Source organism: Pseudarthrobacter raffinosi (assembly GCF_023913835.1).
In the GTDB taxonomy this organism is placed as follows: Bacteria; Actinomycetota; Actinomycetes; order Actinomycetales; family Micrococcaceae; genus Arthrobacter; species Arthrobacter raffinosi.
The window spans coordinates 1-18,228 of the sequence record NZ_JAMXBG010000025.1; the positions used below are offsets into that span (position 1 = coordinate 1).

Consider the following 18,228-nt stretch of genomic DNA (forward strand, 5'->3'; position numbering starts at 1 on the left):
GATGAGCTCACCGGCGCGGCCACGTGCCGGATTCACGACGAAGGGGTCCAGGAAATGTGCCTCCAACGCCTGCGCCCCGGTGAGGTCAAGGTTGGTGGTTTCGGCGACCATGATCCGGGCGTGCTGCCACGAAATCGTCCCGGCCTGCAATGCCGCGAACGTCAGCGGCAAGGCCGTGGTCAGTACGTGGGATTCGGCGAGCAGGGCACCGGCACTGCGTTCACTCACCGTCAGGGCGCAAGCGACCTCAGCGACGACAGCCATCTCCTGACCTGTGTGGTCCTGCGGCGACTCGGCCGGACCCGCCAGGGCCTCGGCAGCGGCGCCGTAACCGGCAGCCAGCCAGGCCTTCAGGGCGGCACTTTTCGCGTCCAACCGCGAGATCTCGGCCAGCCCGTCCAGGAAACCACCCACCACCCGGCGCAACGGATCAGCCTCCCAGGGACCGGAGGCTTCGGCACCTTCACTGATCACAACAGCCAGCCCTGCGAAAGACGTCGAAAGGGCCTCCGCCGTCGCCACAGCTGCTCTGCTACCCATACTCAAAGCATCCCAGCAGGGTCTGACAAAGACCGCGCGGGTGAGTCCCTATGTGGAAAACTCCGCTGACATCATGTCCAACTGGCCACTCAAAAAAACACCCAAAATCACAAAGTAAATGGCATTGGGTCTAGACCCGCCCCAGTGCGTCGATGTCCTCGAGGAACTGCTCGTGGACCTCCTGGCTCACGGTGGTCCGGGTATCGCCGATCGCGTCGAGGTAGTCCTCGGTGCAAGGCCCCTTCCGGACCGCCTCGCGGACTGAAACGCTGCCCGCGGAAGCCGCGCCGCCGTCGTCGTACACTGCCTTTTCCAGCGCGCGCTGGGAGGCGCTGCGGGCGGCGTACTCAATGTCCGCTGGGGAGAAGCCCTCGGTCCGTTCCACCAGGAGCTCCACATCCACATCGTCCACCACGGCGGCCGGGATGAAGCGCTGCCACATGGCTTCGCGGGCCTGGCGGTCCGGGAGGCCGATGGGGATGACGTAGTCGAACCGGCCGTGGCGCAGGAAGGCGGTGTCCAGCGCGCGGATGAAGTTCGTGGCGCAAACCAGCAGGCGGCCGGGCTGTTCGCGGAACGCCGGGATGATCTTCAGGAGCTCGTTGGTGACGCCCTGCAGGGGCGACGGCGGTTCACCCGAGCGCTGGGAGGCGATCTCTTCCACCTCGTCGATGAACACCACGCAGTGCTCCAGCTCCGCGATCTCGAGGAATGTTTCGCGCAGGGCGCCGGCGAGGCCCTTGGGATCTGAGGCCAGACGGGACGGGAAAACCTCCACGAACGGCCACTCGAGCCGGGACGCGATGGCCTTCGCAAACGTGGTCTTGCCGGTGCCGGGAGGACCGAACAGCACCACGGCACGCGGCGGCACCACACCGTATTCATCGGCGAGGTCGGCCTCCGCGAGGGGCAGGACCAGCCGGCGCTCCAGGAGTTCCTTTTCCTTGCGCATGCCGGCCACGTTCTCCCACAAGTCCCGGGCTAGGATCCGGCCGCCCAACTGGCCCAACGCGCCGAGCTCCTGACGCTGGACGGGGATGGTCCGCTCGAAATAACGCAGGTTCTTCTTGAGCGCGAAGCCGCGGCTGAGGAACGCCTCCACCCGGGTCTCCGCTTCCGGCATCAGCGCGGAGAGCTTGTTGAGCCCATGCGGGGCCATGCGGTTTTCGACGGCGGCGAGCAGTGACGTGCCGATCCCGCGCCCGCGATATTCAGGGAGAGTGGCCAGGAAGACGATCCAGCCCTGGTCATGCGCGGCGCGTCCGACGGCGGCGCCCACCACCTGATCGCCCTGCACCGCCACCACCGCGTGGTCTTTCTCGCAGGATGCCAGCACCTCGGAGAGGGCATAGACGGGCTCCACATCAGTGGCCTTGAGCGACTCCCAGAGGTGCAGGATCCCGTCCAGGTCTGCTGAATGGAAATCCCTGATGCGCCAGTTGGTCATGCCGTGTCTCCCGGGTGGTTCGTCATTGAACGGGTCATTGAGCTTCGTCGTCGAACTGCAAAAGGCGCTGTGAGGCGCTCTGCTGAGCATAGGCGATCAGCCCTCGGCGAAGGGTTGCGGGAGCGTTGCATTACAAAAAGTACGACGGCGGCACCTGGGTTCCGTGTCCACAGAACCCAGGTGCCGCCGTCGTACTCTGCTGCCTGATCAGACCTTGATCGGAACGGGGTGGACCTCGTCGGCGGGGTGGCCCGCGCGCTCGTGGATACGCCGTACAGCTTCCTCTGAGGGGGCCTCGGACAGGCAGTAAACCAAACCTGACTCGGGATCTGCCCAGGCAGATTTGAAGTCAACGCTCTCGTCGCTTTGAATGGCGAGATCGGCGTCGTGGGCTGCTTGCAAAGCTTCCTGGGTGATTCCGACCATGTTGCGATGAACGTCCATGAATTCCGGCATGATACTGATGCTCCTTAACTGGGTTCGACGTTGAAACAGCAGGATGCGGCCGACGTTAGACCTGCGCCTGTCAGGCGTCAAGAGGACTGCGGAAGTGACGACGGCGGCGGCACCCGGGTTCCGTGGAAACAGAACCCAGGTGCCGCCGTCGGACGTCACGGCCAGCTGGCCGGCAGGGCGTTACTTCTTGAAGGTCTCCGCGGGCGGGTTGGCGATGACGGGGGCGGTGCCGGTGAAGCCTTCGCGGGTTTCGGCGATCTCACGGATTCGTTGGCGGCAGGCGTACCAGCCGACGACCATGAGTGCGGAGGCGATGGCGGTGACGAGCATGGTGAGGGGTGAGTCGATGAAGACCATCACCAGGACGCTGACGAGGAAGAGCAGTGAGAGGTAGCCGGTGTACGGGGCGCCGAACATCCGGAAGGAGGGGCGTTTGAGCCAGCCTTTGTTCGCCCAGCGTTGGAGCTGGATCTGGCAGAGCACAATGGTTGCCCAGGTCATGACGATGCCCACGGATGCGACGTTCAGCACGATTTCGAAGGCCTGTGCGGGGACGAGGTAGTTCAGCGGGACGCCGAGGAGGGAGACGCCGGCGGTGATGGCGATGCCGCCGTAGGGGACGCCGGCTTTGTTCATGCGGCCCGCGAATTTCGGGGCGGAGCCGTTGACGGACATGGACCGGAGTATGCGGCCGGTGGAGTATAGGCCGGCGTTGAGGGAGGAGAGCGCGGCGGTGAGGACCACCAGGTTCATGATGACGTCCACGCCCTGGATGCCGATGGAGCCGAAGAATGTCACGAACGGGCTGACGCCCTTTTCGTAGGAGGTGTAGGGCAGCAGGAGGGCGAGGAGGATGACGGAGCCGACGTAGAAGACCGCGATCCGGAAGACTACGGAGTTGATGGCCTTGGGCATGATCTTTTCCGGGTTTTCGGTTTCGCCGGCGGCGGTGCCGACGAGTTCGATGGAGGCGTAGGCGAACAGGACGCCTTGCATCAGGATGATCATGGGGAGCAGGCCGTTGGGGAAGATACCGCCGTTGTCCGAGAGGAGGCTGAGGCCCACGGGCTGGCCGTCGACGGGGGTGCCGAAGATGACGAAGTAGGTGCCCACCACGAGGAAGACCACGAGGGCGGCGACCTTGATGATGGCGAACCAGAATTCCATCTCGCCGAACACCTTGACGGAGACGAGGTTCAGGGCGAGGACCACCAGCAGGGCGATGAGGGCCCAGGCCCACTGCGGGACGGCGGCCATCCAGGGGATGTAGTTGCCGAAGAAGTTCATGTAGAGTGCGGCGGCGGTGATGTCCACGATGGTGGTGGTGGCCCAGTTGATCCAGTAGAACCAGCCGGAGACGAACGCGGCTTTCTCGCCGAAGAATTCGCGGGCGTAGGAGACGAACGAGCCCGACGACGGGCGGTGCAGGACCAGTTCGCCGAGGGCGCGCAGGATAAGGAACGCGAAGAAGCCGCAGACGGCGTAGGCGATGACGAGTGACGGGCCGGCGGCGTTGAGGCGGCCGCCGGCGCCGAGGAACAGGCCGGTGCCGATCGCGCCGCCGATGGCGATCATCTGGATCTGCCGCGGCTTGAGGTTCTTGTGGTAGCCCTTATCCTCCGCGTGCAGGGCCGATTCAGAGGCGTGCGCCTGGGGCGGCACCGTGTGGTCCGTGACGACCTGCTTTTGGGCAGTGTCCTGTTGGGGAGTTGTCATGCGGTGTCCTTTGGGGGTGGTTGGGCGGGCGGGTAGGGACTATTTGCTGAGATTCGCCAGGCGCTCAGGACTGAGGAGTTCCTGGAGCTGGGCGGCGGTTAGCAGGCCATGCTCGAGCACGAGTTCGGCCACACCCTTGCCGGTGGCGAGAGCCTCCTGGGCGATGGCGGTGGCGGTGGTGTAGCCGAGGTGGGGGTTGAGGGCTGTGACCAGGCCGATTGACTGTTCCACGGTGATGCGGAGGTGTTCGGTGTTGGCGGTGATGTCCCGGACGCAGCGTGCCGTGAGGGTGCGGCAGGCGGCTTCCAGGTGGGAGATGCTCTTGTGGAGGCTGTGGACGATGATGGGTTCGAAGGCGTTGAGTTGGAGCTGCCCGGCTTCGGCGGCCATGGTGATGGTGACGTCGTTGCCGATGACCTCGTAGGCCACCTGGCTGACCACTTCGGGGATTACCGGGTTGATCTTGCCGGGCATGATGGAGGAGCCGGACTGGACGGCCGGCAAATTGATCTCGCCGAAGCCGGCGCGCGGGCCGGAGGAGAGCAGGCGGAGGTCGTTGCAGATCTTGGAGAGTTTCACGGCCACGCGCTTGAGCACGCCGGAGAGGTGCACGAAGGCGCCCACGTCCTGGGTGGCTTCGATGAGGTCGACGGCGGTGACCAGGGGGAGGCCGGTGACCTCGGCCAGGTGCCGGCAGGCTGCCTCGGCATAGCCGGCGGGGGCGTTCAGGCCAGTGCCGATGGCGGTGGCGCCGAGGTTGATTTCGTGGATGAGCAGCTCCGCCTCGGCCAGGCGCAGCCGGTCCTCGCCGATGGTGATGGCGTAGGTGCCGAACTCCTGGCCCAGCGTCATGGGGACGGCGTCCTGCAGCTGGGTGCGGCCCATCTTCACCACGGTGCGGAATTCCAGTGCTTTGGCGGCGAAGGCCTCTTCGAGTTCGGCCAGTGCGTCCAGCAGTTCCCGGCCGGCGAAGATGGTGCCCAGTTTCACGGCGGTGGGGTAGACGTCGTTGGTGGACTGGCTGAGGTTGACGTGGTCGTTGGGGTGCAGGCGGGCGTATTCGCCTTTGGGGTGGCCGAGGATTTCGAGGGCGCGGTTGGCGATGACCTCGTTCGCGTTCATGTTCGACGACGTCCCGGCGCCGCCCTGGATCACGTCCACCACAAACTGGTCGCTGAGCTGGCCGTTCATCACGTCGGTGCACGCCTGCTCGATCGCCTGGCCGCGTTCGGCGTCCAGCAGTCCCAGTTCGCGGTTGGTGCGGGCGGCGGCAAGCTTCACGGCGGCCAGTCCCCGGACCAGGTGCATGTTGGAGGACAGCGGCTGCCCGGTGATGGGGAAGTTTTCCACGGCGCGGAGCGTGTGGACACCCCAGTAGGCTGCGGCGGGGAGGTCACGGTCGCCCAGCAGGTCATGCTCGGAGCGGGTTGCGGCCGAGGTGCCGGCCGCGTTGGTGCCGGCGGCTGACGTGGTGGCCTTGTTGGCAGTGGTCATGGGGGTCCTCACAGGGCTTCGTTGACGGGCGTGGACAGGAAATCGGTGGCCTGCAGCAGGCCGACCCGATGGCCGCCTCCCAGGACGGGCGCGGTGCCGATCCCTGCGAGCGGCGCGGTGTCCACGCCGAGCGCCTCCAGCATGCGGACGGTGACGGGCATCCTGGCGCGGTCGCCGCCGTCGGAGATCTTTACCGCGATGGCGCGGCCGTCCGGCAGGCCCACCAGCTGCACGCCTTCAAAGCCGTCCTTCGCCACTATGCCGGGGGACAGGCGCATCAGTTCGGTGACGTCCCGGCGCTCACCGGCCACCATGTCGGGGTGCTGCTGCATGGCCAGGCCGACGGCGGCTTCCGCGGTCAGTGGCGCGTGCCCGCCGCCGTCGGAGGTGCTGTTGGCGGTGTTGCCGGCGGCGCTGTTGCTGGCGGCGGCGATGCGCCCGAACGCGCGGGCCATGCCCCGGAGGGTCAGGGCGAAGAGCGGGGTGCCGCAGCCGTCCGTGCTGAGGGCCAGCGGCGCCTCGCCGGTCAGCTCGGCGACGGTGCTGGCGATCAGCTGCTGCAGCGGATGGGACGGGTCCAGGTAGCCCTTGACCGGCCAGCCGTTGATGACGCAGGTGGCGGCCATGGCGGCGTGCTTGCCGGAGCAGTTCTGCGTGAGCCGGGTGGCGTGCCCGCCGGAACGCAGCCATTCCTCGCGCTCGGTGGCGCCGTACGGGAGGTCGGTGCTGTTCTCCAGGTCGCTGGGGGCCAGGCCGTGGAGTTCAAGGATGCGCAGGGCCCCGTCGCGGTGCCTGGCGGCGCCGGAGTGGCTGGCCGCGGTCAGCGCCAGGAGGCCGGCCGGGAGGTCCAGGCCGGCACGGACCAGGGCCACGGCCTGCAGCGGCTTGAGCGAGGAGCGCGGGTAGAAGGGGGCCAGCGGATCGCCGGCCGCTGCCAGGGTGGAGCCGTCCGGCGCGGTGGCGATGACCGAGCCGTAGTGGATGCTCTCCACCAGGCGGTCGCGGGTGGCCACGGCCAGGGCGGCGTGCTGCGGGAGACCGCTGGATAACTGGCCGTCCATTGCGTCGAAGGGAGCCGGCAGGGCAGCGGGAATGGCAGGGGCTGGCATGGGGTCCTTGGGTGGCGGTTACTGGTTGAGGATGGAATCGAGCGCGACGCCCACGGCGTGCAGGTGCGCGGCCATGGCGGCGCTGGCTTCGTCCGCGGAGCCGGCCTCGATGGCGGCGAGGATCCGCTGGTGTTCCACGTCCGAGGCGTGCTGGCGGTCCGCTACCATGTTGAGCGTTTCGGACTGGTGCGCCAGGGCGCCCCGGATGTCCCCGACCACGCTGGCGAACACCCTGTTGCGGCTGGCGCGGGCGATGGCGGCGTGGAAGCTGGAGTCCAGGGAAACCCAGGATTCGGGGTCTGTTTCCGCGGTCATGGCGTCCACGATGTGCCGGAGCGTTTCCAGCTGTTCGTCGGTGCGGCGCTGGGCGGCGAGTCCGGCGGCGGGTACCTCGATGTGCGGCCGGGCTTCGGTGAGGTCCCGGGCGGAGTATTGGCCCAGCGTTAGGTCATTGGCCACCTTGTCGGCCACCACGAAGGTGCCCTTGCCGGTTTTGGTGACGGTGAGGCCCAGGGCGGTGCAGGAACGGAGGGCCTCGCGGATGACGGAGCGGCTGACCCCGTACTGCTGGGCGAGGGTGGCTTCGGAGCTGAGCTTGCCGCCCACGGCCGCCCTGCCGGACTCGATGTCGGCGCGGATGGCGTTGAACACCGCTTCGGCAGCGCTGAGCCGGGCCAAGGGCTGGGCTCGGAGGGACTGCTCGCCGGGGGATTCCGCAGGCTGTCCTGCTATCCGGCTGTCTGACAGGTTCATGCTTAAAATATGGCACGGGTCACACGGGCTGTCAATCGGGCACGGGACGGGGTTTCACGGCGCAGGCTGACTCCAGGATCAGGGGCCGCGGGAGCGACGTCGCTGTCCAGCCTCTAGGGCGCATCCGGGGCTGGCGGATAAGCTGTGTGTGGGGAGGCCCGTCCGGCCGACCGGGTGCGCGGCGGCGAAGGCCGTCGACGTTTGTTGGGGGCTGAAATGGAACAGGCAGTCAAGGGAAACGATCATGCGGATTTCTACCAGGAGCTGGTCTAGGCGGCGCCGGATGCACTGCTAAGGGTCGGTGCGGACGGTTCTATTGTCTTCGTCAATAACCAGACGGAACAGCTCTTTGGTTACCGGCGGGACGAGTTGCTGGACAGGCATTACGGGATGCTCCTGCCCCAGCAGTTCGAAGGCCAGTTTGCCGGCACCAGTGATGATTTCGCCTCCGGGCAGCGGATACTCCGGATGGGGACCGGCCTGGGCCTGTTCGGCGTGCACCGCGACGGGACCGAGTTCCCCATCGAAATCAGCGCCGCCGCTCTCGGGGACGGTCCGGGCGCGGACATCGTCGCCTCCGTCCGGGACGTGAGCGAACGCCGCCGCACCGACAGCGAGCTGCGGGATGCCCTTTCGCTGCTCGGCGCCACCCTGGAATCCACCGCCGACGGCATCCTGGTGGTGACTGCCGACGGGAGGATTGCCGGTTCCAATGAACGGTTCGCCGCGTTGTGGGGCATCCCGGCGGATCTGCTGGATTCCCATGACGACGGCAAACTGATCGGTTTCGTCCTGGACCAGCTCTCCGATCCGGGCAGCTTCATGCGCAAGGTCCAAGAGCTGTATGCCGATCCGGGAGCGGAGAGCCTGGATGTGCTGGAATTCCGTGATGGCCGGACGTTTGAGCGCTACTCCCGGCCCCAACGGGTGGGGGATGACATTGTCGGCCGGGTCTGGAGCTTCCGTGATATCACGGCCCGCCGGCGTGCACAGGACCGGGCCCGTGACGCCATCGCAGAGCTGGAGGGTCTCGGCGCGATCGTTAGTTCCTCTGTCGACGCGATCATCGGCATCACCCCGGAGGGTGTGATCACCAGCTGGAATCAGGGCGCCGAACGGCTGTACGGGTATGGTGCGGACGAGGTGGCAGGCCGGGACGTCCAGTTCCTGATTCCGGATCATCTCCGCCTGAGCGAGGAGGCGTTGCTCGCTGATGTCCGGGAGCGCGGTGTAGCGCGGAGTTTCGAGGCGGAGCGCGTGCGCAAAGACGGGACGACGGTCCCCGTTTCCGTGACTATTTCACCCATCCGGGCCGAAGGCGGGGGCGTGCGCGGGATGGCGCAGATTGTCCGCGACGTCACCGGACAACGGCTCGCAGCGGCAGAGCTCCTGGCTGCGCGGGAGGCGGCGCTTGAATCGAGCCGGTTGAAGTCCGAATTCCTGGCGACGATGAGCCATGAGATCCGGACACCGATGAACGGCGTCATCGGCCTGACCGCTTTGTTGCTGGAGACCCCGCTGGATGAGACGCAGCGCCGGTATGCCGAAGGGGTGAGGGGCGCGGGCGAGGTGCTGCTGGCCCTGATCAACGACATCTTGGATCTGTCCAAGCTGGAGGCCGGGAAGGTCGATCTGGACATCGCAGCCTTTGATCCGCGGCTTCTGGTGGAGGAGGTGGCGGGCCTGGTGAGCGAGTCCGCCCGCGCCAAAGGACTGGAACTCATCGCCTACTGCCGCCCGGAGGTGCCGGCGCAGCTGTCCGGAGACGTCGGACGCATCCGGCAGGTCCTGCTCAATCTTGCCTCCAACGCCGTAAAGTTCACGCCGACCGGGGAAGTGTCCGTTCGCGTGCAGCCCGTTGACCTTCATCCCCGTGGGCCTGCGGTGCGGTTTGAAGTCCGTGACACCGGGATCGGAGTTGAGCCAGAAGATCATCTGCGCCTGTTCGAGTCCTTTTCCCAGGCCGATTCCTCCACCACGCGCCGGTACGGCGGGAGCGGTTTGGGGCTGGCGATCTCGCGGCGGCTGACCGAAATGATGGGCGGGGAAATCGGGCTGACCAGCGCTCCAGGTGAGGGCAGCACCTTCTGGATTGTGCTCCCGTTGCAGCCCGCGGTGGACGCCGGGGGCATCGACGAGGCGGCGGTCCGCTTCCCGGATCTGCTGACCGGAGTCAGGGTCCTGGTTGTGGATGACAACGCGACCAACAGGCTGGTGCTGGAGTCCCAGCTCAGGACGTGGAACATGGACCCGGACACCGTCGGCGATGCGCGCGCTGCCCTGGACCGGTGCCGGGATGCGGCCTTCGCCGGACGGCCCTTCGACGTCGTCGTACTGGATATGTGCATGCCGGAGATGGACGGGCTGGAGCTGGCGCGGGCCATCAGCGCCGACGGAGTTCTGGCTCCTACCTCCCTGATTATGCTGACGTCAACGCCGCAGATGGATCCGGCTGAGCTGGCAGCTGCGGGTGTCCGTGAATGGTTGATGAAACCGGTGCGCAGTTCTGAACTCTACGACCGTCTTCTGCGGCTGAGGGGAGGAACGCAGGTGGCCGAACGGCTTTCGGCCCGTGGTGTGCCGGAGAAGCAGAGCATCCCTTCCCGGGGACGCGTACTGGTAGTGGAGGACAACGAGGTGAACCAGCTCGTTGCCCGGGAGATGGTGAAAAGACTGGGCTACCTGGTTGACGTTGTGCCCGACGGGGCGGAAGCCGTCTCGGCCATTGCAGCCGTCTCCTACGCGGCCGTGCTCATGGACTGCCACATGCCGGTGATGGACGGTATTGAGGCCACCAGGACCATCCGCAAGGGGGAGGTGACGGGGCATCTGCCCATCATTGCTATGACGGCAGGCGCCCTGGACGAAGACCGTGAGCGGTGCCTCGCTGCCGGCATGGACGACTACCTCACCAAACCCGTCGACTCCGCCGCCCTGGAGGCGACCCTCGACCGATGGGTTCCGCCGGCCCCGCGGCTGGCGGGGGAAGCGCCAGCGGTGGATCCGACGGCGCTAAACCAGGCACTTCCGCCGACACCGTAAAGTCCACGTCGTCGGAGCAGGGGAAGGTTCCCTCGTGATTATAGGCACGGTACGTTCGTTCCGATTTTTCTCTATGCTGGAGCGAGTTGCCGGTCTAGAATCAGAACACAGCTAGAACGGCACGATCGTACCTATTGGAGATGCCCATGGCGAATGCATTCGGGGACCGGCTCGCAGGTGAAGTCCGGACGCGCCGGGCAGCTTTAGGCCTCACGCAGCAGGATCTCGCCGACATGGCCGGGGTCTCCGAGCGCTTTGTCCGCTTCGTTGAGCAGGGCAAGCCCAGCATCCAGCTGGACTCACTCACCGCCGTGCTGGAAACCCTGGGCCTGGAGCTCCGGCTAGCCGCCCGGGCCAGCCGCGCCGCCCGCGCCCTTGCCGGCCACGGCAAGGCCCAAGAAACAAACCCATGAAGCACCGCGTCGCCGACATCTACAAGGCCGGGGTGCTGGCTGCCCGGCTCGAACGGCACGACGGCGGCACCCGGTTCAGCTATCTGCCGGCGTACCTCGCGTCCGGGGGACCCGCCGTCGCCAGTTCCCTGCCGCTCACCGCCGCGCCCGTCGATTCAGCGGCGGGGGCTGCACCGCCCTATTTCACCGGGCTGCTGCCGGAGGGCCGCCGGCTCAACGCCCTGCGGCGGTCCATCAAGACCAGCGCGGACGATGACCTGTCGCTGCTCATCGCGGCCGGCGGCAACTCGGTGGGCGACGTCCAGATCGTGGGGCACGGAGAGCCGCTGGATCCCGACGAGCATGCTGTCCAGCTGGACCCCAAGCTGCCGGTGGACTTCGACCACCTCCTGGGCGATCCGGACCTGATCGACCCCGTTGCGCTGGCGGGCGTGCAGGACAAACTCTCTGCCGGGATGATCTCACTGCCCGTGGCCAGCGCGGGCAAACGCTTCATCCTCAAACTCAACGCGCCCGAGTTCCCGCATGTGGTGGAAAACGAGCTGGTGATGTTCCGGTACGCGGCCAAATTGCGGATTCCGCTGAGCCGGGTCCAGCTGATCCGGGACATCGCGGGCCGGCCCGGGCTTCTGGTTGAACGTTTCGACAGGGTGCCCATCCCCGGCGGCGGAGCCGACGACGTCCAGCGGCTGTCGGTGGAGGACGGCGCCCAGGTGCTGAAGCTCTACCCGGCAGACAAGTACAACGTGGCTTATGGCCAGGTCTGCCACGCATTGGCAGACTACTGCTCGGCGCCGCTCCCGGCCCTCCGGAACCTGGCGGTCCAGGGGGCGTTTGCGTGGCTGAGCGGCAACGGGGACCTGCACGCCAAGAACGTTTCCATGGTCCAGCAGCCGCATGGCGAGTGGACCATCGCCCCGGTCTACGACATTCCCTCCACCGTGGTCTACGGGGACAAGACCCTTGCGCTGACGCTGAACGGGAAGCGGAGCGGGATCTCGCGCCGGCACTTTCTTGGCTGGGCCAAGGACCTGGGACTGAGTGACCGCACGGCAGCCCAGGTGATGGAGCTCGCCCTGAAGGCGTCAGGTCCGCTGATCGCCGACCTGGAGGCAGGTACCGCGTTCGCCGGGCTCGGAGGTCCGGAGAAGAACGACGACGGCGGCTCGCCGTTCCCGGGCATGGTCACCAGGGCGTGGGTGAAGGAGCTGAAACACCGGCGGAGGCTGCTGGAAGGCTGAGGCACCCGCGGTGACTGCCGCCGTCGTGCGTTGGTTAGAGGTGCTGGATGCCTGCCCGCTGCATGGCGTCCTTGTAGACGTCCACGCTTTTGGCGAGGAGATCCTCCTGTTTTGCTTCGGAAACAGCAAAGGCCCGCCCGCCGAGCGCGCTGGCCTTGTAGATCTTGATGCCGCTGTTCTTCAGGGAAGAATGGTAGGTCTTCTCGAAGAGGGTGAGGAACGTGGAAGCGTCCGTGCCGTGGGCGATGACTGCGGAGACACGGCGGTTGATCTTCAGGAACTGCCGAAAGGGCCGCAGGCCGTCAGTCTTCTCCTGGACGTTCAGCGCCGACGGAAGCTCCGGATCCCGCACCCACGGGTACGCGTTCCACGGCATCACATAGCGCGGATCAAGCTCGGCAAGTTCGTAAATCTGGGTGGCGCGGCGGGCGGCTTCGTCGTCGTTGAAATGGGAGACGAAGCCGGATTCGGTGCCCTTGCCCGGACTGACGTGGAGGCTGACGATCCGGCATTCGTCCTCGTCGTGCACGGGGTCGATGTAGGGGACGACGGACCCTGGCTTCTTTTCCATCAGTTCATCGCAGAGCTGCGTTACCGCCGCGATGTTTGGTTCCTGTAGCAGGGCCTTTTTTTCGTCCCAGTCAATCGTCACGATCTCTCCCTCAGCAGCACGGCGTCCAGAAACAGGCGTCTTAACCCACTCTACGCTTTTGGGCGTATGGGTGCGCAGTGCAAGTTTGCTCCGGACCGGCGCCTGGCCGGGTAACGTCATGATGATGAACAGGAAAACGCTCAAGTCCGACGGCTTTGCCGGCTTCCGGAGCTTCGACAGCCTTGAGATCATCAGGGTTCCGCAGGGCACCGGGGTGTTCGCCGTTCTTCGGCCGAATGAGTTCGAGCCGCACTTCCTGAAGATCAGCACCGCCGGGACCTTCAAGAAAAAGAATCCCACTCTGCCGGCGGACGCCATATGGGCGGAATGGGTGGACGGCGCCGACATTCTCTACCTTGGCAAAGCCGGGCCGGGAAGCAAGGGCAACCGCGGCCTTCGGAATCAGATCAAGGAGTTCCTGGATTTTGGGCGGGGCAGGCCGCCGGGGCATTGGGACGGCCGCCTCATCTGGCAGCTGATCCACACGGATGAACTCATCATGGCGTGGAAAGAGGTGCCCGCCGAAGAAGTAAACCAAGCCGAGGCCGCGTATCACGCAGCCTTTATTGCGGAGCATGGCCGGCTGCCGTTCGCGAATCTCGTGCAGGCCAAGGTGCGGAACTAAGCCAGGCCGCCGTCGTACGTGAAGCGGCCGGCCACCAGCGTTGCCGCAACCGGCATGGCGGCGAATTCCGGGTCCGGCGAGGCCAGCGGATCGGCGTCGAGCACCACCAGGTCCGCCGGGTCCCCGGCCCGGAGCCGGCTCCGGCCCCTAGCTGAAGCGGCAAGTGCCTGCCGTCGGCTGATGCATTCCTGGGGATGCCACGGCCCGCGGGTGTCCTGCCGGGACCGGGTGCTGGCCGCGGACATCGCAGCCCAAGGATCCAGCGGCGCAACCGGCGCGTCCGAACCCAGCGCCAACGTGGCTCCGGCGTTGAGCAGCGACCTCAGCGGAAACGCCCGCTGCGTGCGGCCGCCCCAGTTGGCCTCCGCGGCGTCGCGGTCATCCAGTGCATGCACCGGCTGCACGCTTGCCGTAACCCCCAGACGCCCAAAGCGGGCCAAATCCTCCGTCCGGACAAACTGCGCGTGTTCAATCCGGCCGCCGATCCCTGCTCGCTCGAAGGCATCCAGCGCCACCTGGTTGGCGCCATCCCCGATCGCATGGACCGCCGGGACAAAGCCGTACTCCCGCGCCCGGCTAAGCAGGGACAACAAGTCATCAACGTTGACAGTCAGCAGCCCGTAGCCGCCGTCGGGGTAGGGATCCACACAAAACGCCGTCCGGGTGTTCAGCGAACCGTCAACGAGCACCTTCAGCGGGCCGGCGCGCAGGAGCCCCTTGCCGCCGTCGAGCTCCAGGCCCGTGCGCATGCCGTCGTGGCGGGCCCGCTCCAGGTCCTCCGGGTAGACACCGGCGTCCACCCTCAGGCTGTTGAATCCACCGGCAAAGCGGCGCAGCCAGACGTCACGGTTCCAGGTCATTTCAAAATCAACGACGCCCACAATGCCCCGGGCGGATGCTGCTTCTGCGGCATCGCGGACCCAGCCGTCCACCACTGAGTCCGGAAGTTGGCCCAGCTCACGGGTCAGCGCAAAAGCAGGTTCCTCCCGCAGCAGGCCGCCGGCGTCAACCTCCACCCCAAACCGCCGGGCGGCAGCGCTGTTCAGCCAGACAGAATGCAGGTCGTGGCTGATCAGGGCGGTGGCCTGGCTGCCGGTGGCGGCGTCGAGCATTTCCAGGGTGGGGACGTCCGCCCACAGGGCGTCGCGGAAGCCCACCCCCACCGTGGTGACCGAAGGATCGGCGTCGCGAACAGAAAGTCCGACGTCGGCCGCCGCCTCTCGCGCGGATGCGGCGGCGGACAGGTCCAGCCTGCTTGAATGCAGCGCCCACTGGGTCATGTGGACGTGCTCGTCCCAGAGCCCCGGAATGACGTAGCGCCCGTCCAGGCTGACCACGCGGGCGTCGCCCGGGATCCCGGCGCCGGCACTGATCCGGGTCACCACGCCGTCAACGATGTAAAGGTCCGAGACTGTGTCCTCGCCGGGCTGTCGGACGGAGGTCAGGACGATGTTGTTCACAGTTTCAATTCTGATAGCTCAGTCGCGGAGCAGGACTCTGACCCGACGGGAACATTGATGAAGGGTTTCGCAGCAGTCTCCACGTACCGACGCTGCCGGCCTCGAGGGCCTAGGTTGCGGGGCCCTTGAGCCGTTCCATCTCGCGGCGGTCCTTCTTGGTGGGACGTCCCGCGCCACGGTCGCGCTGCGGGAGGCCCAGTGCCGGCGCCACCGGCCTTGGCGGCGTGTGGTCGGTGAAGCAGTGCGAAGCCACCTCTGCGCCGACGCGTTTGGCGATCAGGCGGCGGACTTCGAGGGTGCGTTCGAAGCCGGACATCCGCACGGTGACGGTGTCGCCCGTGACCAGAGTGGCCGAGGCTTTGGCCGGGCTTCCGTTCAGCCGCACGTGCCCGGCCCGGCACGACGCGGTGGCGGCAGAGCGTGTCTTGTAGGCGCGGATCGCCCACAGCCACGCATCAATGCGGACGCTGGCGGGGGAGGACGGAAGGATGGTCATGGCTGGCACCGAGTATACGGCGTCGGTCTCCTACGGTCCCTCCCGGAAAATACACAGCCGCGAGCGGCAGGCTGCCCGGGCTGTTCTAAGTCCGCTGCCCTACGCCACAAGGTTCGCGGCAGCGGTGTCCATGTGCTCGCGGATTGTGTTCCGGGCCAGCGAGGCGTCTCCGGTCTCGATGGCGGTGACGATGTCGTAGTGCCGGTCCACGCTCATGTTCTTCACACCCTTGTCCCGGCCCGCGAACATGATGGACATGCGGATGGACCCTTCCAGCGACTCCCAGGAATGCAGCAGGGTTTCGTTGCCGGTCAGGCGGCACAGGGTCCGATGGAATTCCAGATCCGATTCGATGCGTTCCTGCAGGCTGGCCTTCTCTGCGGCGGCCATGGCTTCGATGGCGGCCCGCAGCGAGGTGATGACGTGCTCCCGGTCCGGGAGTTCGCACAGGGTGCGGGCCGCCAGGGATTCAAGTGCTGCCCGGACGGAGTAGATGTCGCGGATTTCCTTCTCATCCAGGTGCCGGACGGAAAGCCGGCCCCGGGGCCCGGGGGAGAGGAGGCCTTCCTGTTCGAGTTGGCGCAGCGCTTCCCGCAACGTGCCGCGGCTGATCTGGAGCATTTCCGACAGCTCGGTTTCCACCAGATGCCGCCCCGGTTCCAGCTCGCCGCTGGTGATGGCGGCGCGCAGTGCCGAGAGGGCCTGCTCGCGAAGGCTCTTCTTTTGCAGTCCCAGCAGCGTTGCTCCGGCCATCATGGTACTTCCTCAATGTTAGTGGTCAACTGTCTACAGTCGATGTGTTAACTGTCGATGGTACGCCAGAAGCGCGGCGCCAGCTGGTGCGGCCCCGCGCTTCCGGCGAAACGCTTCTACTTCAGCTCGGCGAGCACTTTTGCCACGATCTTCTGGACCGTGAGTCCGTAGCGGTCGTGGAGCGTCGGGAGCGCGCCGGCGTCGAGGAACTGGTCCGGCAGCGCCACCGGCACCACGCGTTTGCCAAGTCCGGCGGTGACGATGGCGGACGCAACCGTTTCGAAGAGGCCTCCGATCACGCTGTGGTTTTCCAGCGTCACGGCGAGGCGGTCGGTGTTGATTTCGGCCAGGACGGTGGCGGCGTCGAACGGTTTGATGGTGGGTGTGTGGACGACGGCGACGTCCACGTTGTGTGCCGCGAGGGCTTTCGCTGCCTGCAGGGCGCGCATGGTCATCAGCCCGGAGGAGATGAAGACAACGTCGTTGCCGCCGCGCAAAACCTTGGCTTTGCCGAGCTCGAAGGTGTAGTCGTATTCGTCCAGGACCGTGGGCACGTTGCCGCGGAGCAGGCGCAGGTAGGTGGGTCCGTCGCTGGCGGCGAGTTGGGGGACGGCCTGTTCGATGTCGATCGAGTCGCAGGGGTCCACGATGGTTAGGTTGGGCATGCCGCGGAAGATGGCCATGTCCTCGGTGGCCTGATGGCTGGGTCCGTAGCCGGTGGTAAGGCCCGGGAGCCCGCCGACGATGTTGACATTCAGGTTGGGTTCGGCGCTGTCGAGGCAGAGGAAGTCGTAGGCGCGGCGTGCGGCGAACACGGAGTAGGTGGAGGCGAACGGGATGAGCCCGGTTTCGGCCATGCCTGCGGCGGCGCCGAAGAGGAGCTGTTCGGCCATGCCCATCTGGAAGAACCGTTCGGGGTACGCCTGGGCGAAGATGTGCATGTCGGTGTATTTGCCGAGGTCCGCCGTGAGGCCGACAATCTTGTCGTTCTCCTGCGCGGCTTTGACGAGCGCATGCCCGAACGGTGCGGAGGCAGTTTTCTGGCCGGGGTCGGCGAAGGACGCGATCATTGCCGACGTCTTCAATTTCGGTGCGGGTCCCGTGGAAACAGCTGCGGCGCTCATAGGGCGTCCTTTCCTTCGTAGCCGGCGGTCAGCTGTTCGCGGCACGTCTTCCATTCGTGTTCTTCGATGCGCATGAAGTGCGCCTTTTCGCGCTCCTCCAGCAGCGGGACGCCGCGGCCCACCTTCGTGTCGCAAAGGATCACGGAGGGACGTCCGACGGCGGCGGCCTGGGCGGCTGCGTTGTCGAACGCTGCGAGCAGCGCGGCGATGTTGTAGCCGTCGATGCGCTGGGTGTACCAGCCGAATGCTTCCCACTTCTCGGTGACGGGTTCGGTGCGGAGGACGTTGTCGGTTTTGCCGTCGGCCTGGAGGGCGTTGATGTCCACCATGGCGGTGAGGTTGCCGAGCTGGTGGTGGTGGGCGCCCATGGCCGCTTCCCAGGTGGAGCCTTCGTCGAGTTCGCCGTCGGAGAGGAAGTTATAGATCCTGGCCGAAGAGCCTTGGTAGCGCAGGCCCAGGGCCATGCCGACGGCGATGGGGAGGCCGTGGCCCAGGGATCCGCCGGAGATTTCCATGCCGGGGGTGTAGGTGGACATCCCGGACATCGGCAGGCGGGAATCGTCCGAGCCGTACGTTTCGAGTTCGGTCACGGGGATGGTGCCGGCTTCGGCGAGGGCCGCGTAGTGTCCGATTGCATAGTGCCCGGTGGAGAGCAGGAACCGGTCCCGGGCCTCCCATTCGGGGTCCTCGGCGCGGAAACGGAGCTGGTCCGAGTACACGGCGGCCAGCATGTCGGCGGCGCCGAGAGCCTGACCCACGTAGCCCTGGCCCTGCACCTCGCCCATGTTCAGGGCATGGTGCCGGATCCGGAACGCCGCGGCGCTGACGCGTTCGAGGCGTTCTGAATCGGTTTCGTGTGACATTCGTTCCTTCTGGGGGAGTTCGTGCGTGTTCAGTTCGTGAGTCA

Annotated in this window: 16 protein-coding genes and 2 pseudogenes; 5 read left to right on the top strand and 13 right to left on the bottom strand. The window is 66.4% G+C overall.

All coding sequences use genetic code 11. From position 1 onward, the window contains the following. From NG697_RS18700 to NG697_RS18730, 7 genes and pseudogenes are all read right to left on the bottom strand, one after another. Nucleotides 1–540: pseudogene (locus NG697_RS18700) on the bottom strand (DUF222 domain-containing protein); the annotation flags it as partial. A 130-nt stretch (nucleotides 541–670) separates the two neighbouring features. Further along, entirely contained in the window at nucleotides 671–1,987 is a 1,317-nt protein-coding gene (locus NG697_RS18705) for an ATP-binding protein (protein ID WP_252599605.1), read from the bottom strand. 207 nt (nucleotides 1,988–2,194) lie between these two features. Then, a complete protein-coding gene (locus NG697_RS18710; protein WP_252564463.1) occupies nucleotides 2,195–2,443 on the bottom strand; it encodes an SCO4226 family nickel-binding protein in 249 nt (82 codons plus the stop codon). Between the two features lie 180 nt (nucleotides 2,444–2,623). Continuing rightward, nucleotides 2,624–4,159 carry an amino acid permease gene (locus NG697_RS18715; RefSeq protein WP_252614927.1) on the bottom strand — a complete coding sequence of 512 codons (1,536 nt, stop codon included), beginning with the start codon at nucleotides 4,157–4,159 and terminating at the stop codon, nucleotides 2,624–2,626. Between the two features lie 39 nt (nucleotides 4,160–4,198). Then, nucleotides 4,199–5,653 carry an aspartate ammonia-lyase gene (locus NG697_RS18720; RefSeq protein WP_252611120.1) on the bottom strand — a complete coding sequence of 485 codons (1,455 nt, stop codon included), beginning with the start codon at nucleotides 5,651–5,653 and terminating at the stop codon, nucleotides 4,199–4,201. A gap of 8 nt (nucleotides 5,654–5,661) precedes the next feature. Next, nucleotides 5,662–6,762 carry an asparaginase gene (locus NG697_RS18725; RefSeq protein WP_374209952.1) on the bottom strand — a complete coding sequence of 367 codons (1,101 nt, stop codon included), beginning with the start codon at nucleotides 6,760–6,762 and terminating at the stop codon, nucleotides 5,662–5,664. Nucleotides 6,763–6,780: 18 nt separating this feature from the next. Continuing rightward, nucleotides 6,781–7,515 (bottom strand): FadR/GntR family transcriptional regulator, encoded by a 735-nt coding sequence (locus tag NG697_RS18730; protein ID WP_252599602.1) that lies wholly within the window; start codon nucleotides 7,513–7,515, stop codon nucleotides 6,781–6,783. Between the two features lie 285 nt (nucleotides 7,516–7,800). On the opposite strand from NG697_RS18730, the pseudogene NG697_RS21430 reads away from it, so the two are divergent. The 4 genes and pseudogenes from NG697_RS21430 to NG697_RS18745 all read left to right on the top strand — a co-directional run. Next, a pseudogene (locus NG697_RS21430) lies at nucleotides 7,801–8,124 on the top strand (PAS domain S-box protein); the annotation flags it as partial. A 213-nt stretch (nucleotides 8,125–8,337) separates the two neighbouring features. Beyond that, nucleotides 8,338–10,557: a PAS domain-containing hybrid sensor histidine kinase/response regulator gene (locus tag NG697_RS18735; RefSeq protein ID WP_374209953.1), complete on the top strand. Its 2,220-nt coding sequence runs from the start codon at nucleotides 8,338–8,340 to the stop codon at nucleotides 10,555–10,557. Between the two features lie 146 nt (nucleotides 10,558–10,703). Further along, nucleotides 10,704–10,970: a helix-turn-helix transcriptional regulator gene (locus NG697_RS18740; RefSeq protein ID WP_252599601.1), complete on the top strand. Its 267-nt coding sequence runs from the start codon at nucleotides 10,704–10,706 to the stop codon at nucleotides 10,968–10,970. Further along, nucleotides 10,967–12,211, top strand: a complete 1,245-nt coding sequence (locus tag NG697_RS18745) for a type II toxin-antitoxin system HipA family toxin (RefSeq protein ID WP_252614928.1) — start codon at nucleotides 10,967–10,969, stop codon at nucleotides 12,209–12,211. Before NG697_RS18740 ends, NG697_RS18745 begins: the two co-directional genes overlap by 4 nt. Nucleotides 12,212–12,245: 34 nt before the next feature. On the opposite strand, the gene NG697_RS18750 is transcribed toward NG697_RS18745, so the two are convergent. Continuing rightward, a complete protein-coding gene (locus NG697_RS18750) occupies nucleotides 12,246–12,863 on the bottom strand; it encodes a uracil-DNA glycosylase family protein (RefSeq protein ID WP_056342023.1) in 618 nt (205 codons plus the stop codon). Nucleotides 12,864–12,981: 118 nt separating this feature from the next. On the opposite strand from NG697_RS18750, the gene NG697_RS18755 reads away from it, so the two are divergent. Next, nucleotides 12,982–13,488, top strand: coding sequence for a hypothetical protein (locus NG697_RS18755; RefSeq protein WP_252599599.1), 507 nt, complete (start codon nucleotides 12,982–12,984; stop codon nucleotides 13,486–13,488). Here the strand turns inward: NG697_RS18755 and NG697_RS18760 are convergent. The 5 genes from NG697_RS18760 to NG697_RS18780 all read right to left on the bottom strand — a co-directional run bounded on the left by NG697_RS18760 (nucleotide 13,485) and on the right by NG697_RS18780 (nucleotide 18,184). Continuing rightward, nucleotides 13,485–14,948 (bottom strand): amidohydrolase, encoded by a 1,464-nt coding sequence (locus NG697_RS18760; protein WP_252614929.1) that lies wholly within the window; start codon nucleotides 14,946–14,948, stop codon nucleotides 13,485–13,487. The two genes, NG697_RS18755 and NG697_RS18760, sit on opposite strands and share 4 nt — an antisense overlap. Before the next feature lie 109 nt (nucleotides 14,949–15,057). Further along, nucleotides 15,058–15,444 carry an RNA-binding S4 domain-containing protein gene (locus NG697_RS18765; protein ID WP_056342031.1) on the bottom strand — a complete coding sequence of 129 codons (387 nt, stop codon included), beginning with the start codon at nucleotides 15,442–15,444 and terminating at the stop codon, nucleotides 15,058–15,060. A 99-nt stretch (nucleotides 15,445–15,543) separates the two neighbouring features. Further along, nucleotides 15,544–16,197 (bottom strand): GntR family transcriptional regulator, encoded by a 654-nt coding sequence (locus NG697_RS18770; RefSeq protein WP_252599698.1) that lies wholly within the window; start codon nucleotides 16,195–16,197, stop codon nucleotides 15,544–15,546. Between the two features lie 116 nt (nucleotides 16,198–16,313). Then, nucleotides 16,314–17,321 (bottom strand): transketolase family protein, encoded by a 1,008-nt coding sequence (locus NG697_RS18775; protein WP_252599597.1) that lies wholly within the window; start codon nucleotides 17,319–17,321, stop codon nucleotides 16,314–16,316. Further along, complete coding sequence (locus tag NG697_RS18780) at nucleotides 17,318–18,184, bottom strand: transketolase (protein WP_252614930.1); 867 nt, start codon at nucleotides 18,182–18,184, stop codon at nucleotides 17,318–17,320. The genes NG697_RS18775 and NG697_RS18780 overlap by 4 nt, the downstream gene beginning before the upstream one ends. Nucleotides 18,185–18,228 lie beyond the last annotated feature (44 nt).

Excerpts from the sequence above, each read along its gene's own strand:
- NG697_RS18705 (WP_252599605.1), bottom strand. The coding sequence starts at position 1,987 with ATGACCAACTGGCGCATCAGGGATTTCCATTCAGCAGACCTGGACGGG.
- NG697_RS18710 (WP_252564463.1), bottom strand. The coding sequence starts at position 2,443 with ATGCCGGAATTCATGGACGTTCATCGCAACATGGTCGGAATCACCCAG.
- NG697_RS18715 (WP_252614927.1), bottom strand. The coding sequence starts at position 4,159 with ATGACAACTCCCCAACAGGACACTGCCCAAAAGCAGGTCGTCACGGAC.
- NG697_RS18720 (WP_252611120.1), bottom strand. The coding sequence starts at position 5,653 with ATGACCACTGCCAACAAGGCCACCACGTCAGCCGCCGGCACCAACGCG.
- NG697_RS18725 (WP_374209952.1), bottom strand. The coding sequence starts at position 6,762 with ATGCCAGCCCCTGCCATTCCCGCTGCCCTGCCGGCTCCCTTCGACGCA.
- NG697_RS18730 (WP_252599602.1), bottom strand. The coding sequence starts at position 7,515 with ATGAACCTGTCAGACAGCCGGATAGCAGGACAGCCTGCGGAATCCCCC.
- NG697_RS18735 (WP_374209953.1), top strand. The coding sequence starts at position 8,338 with ATGCGCAAGGTCCAAGAGCTGTATGCCGATCCGGGAGCGGAGAGCCTG.
- NG697_RS18740 (WP_252599601.1), top strand. The coding sequence starts at position 10,704 with ATGGCGAATGCATTCGGGGACCGGCTCGCAGGTGAAGTCCGGACGCGC.
- NG697_RS18745 (WP_252614928.1), top strand. The coding sequence starts at position 10,967 with ATGAAGCACCGCGTCGCCGACATCTACAAGGCCGGGGTGCTGGCTGCC.
- NG697_RS18755 (WP_252599599.1), top strand. The coding sequence starts at position 12,982 with ATGATGATGAACAGGAAAACGCTCAAGTCCGACGGCTTTGCCGGCTTC.
- NG697_RS18765 (WP_056342031.1), bottom strand. The coding sequence starts at position 15,444 with ATGACCATCCTTCCGTCCTCCCCCGCCAGCGTCCGCATTGATGCGTGG.
- NG697_RS18770 (WP_252599698.1), bottom strand. The coding sequence starts at position 16,197 with ATGGCCGGAGCAACGCTGCTGGGACTGCAAAAGAAGAGCCTTCGCGAG.
- NG697_RS18775 (WP_252599597.1), bottom strand. The coding sequence starts at position 17,321 with ATGAGCGCCGCAGCTGTTTCCACGGGACCCGCACCGAAATTGAAGACG.
- NG697_RS18780 (WP_252614930.1), bottom strand. The coding sequence starts at position 18,184 with ATGTCACACGAAACCGATTCAGAACGCCTCGAACGCGTCAGCGCCGCG.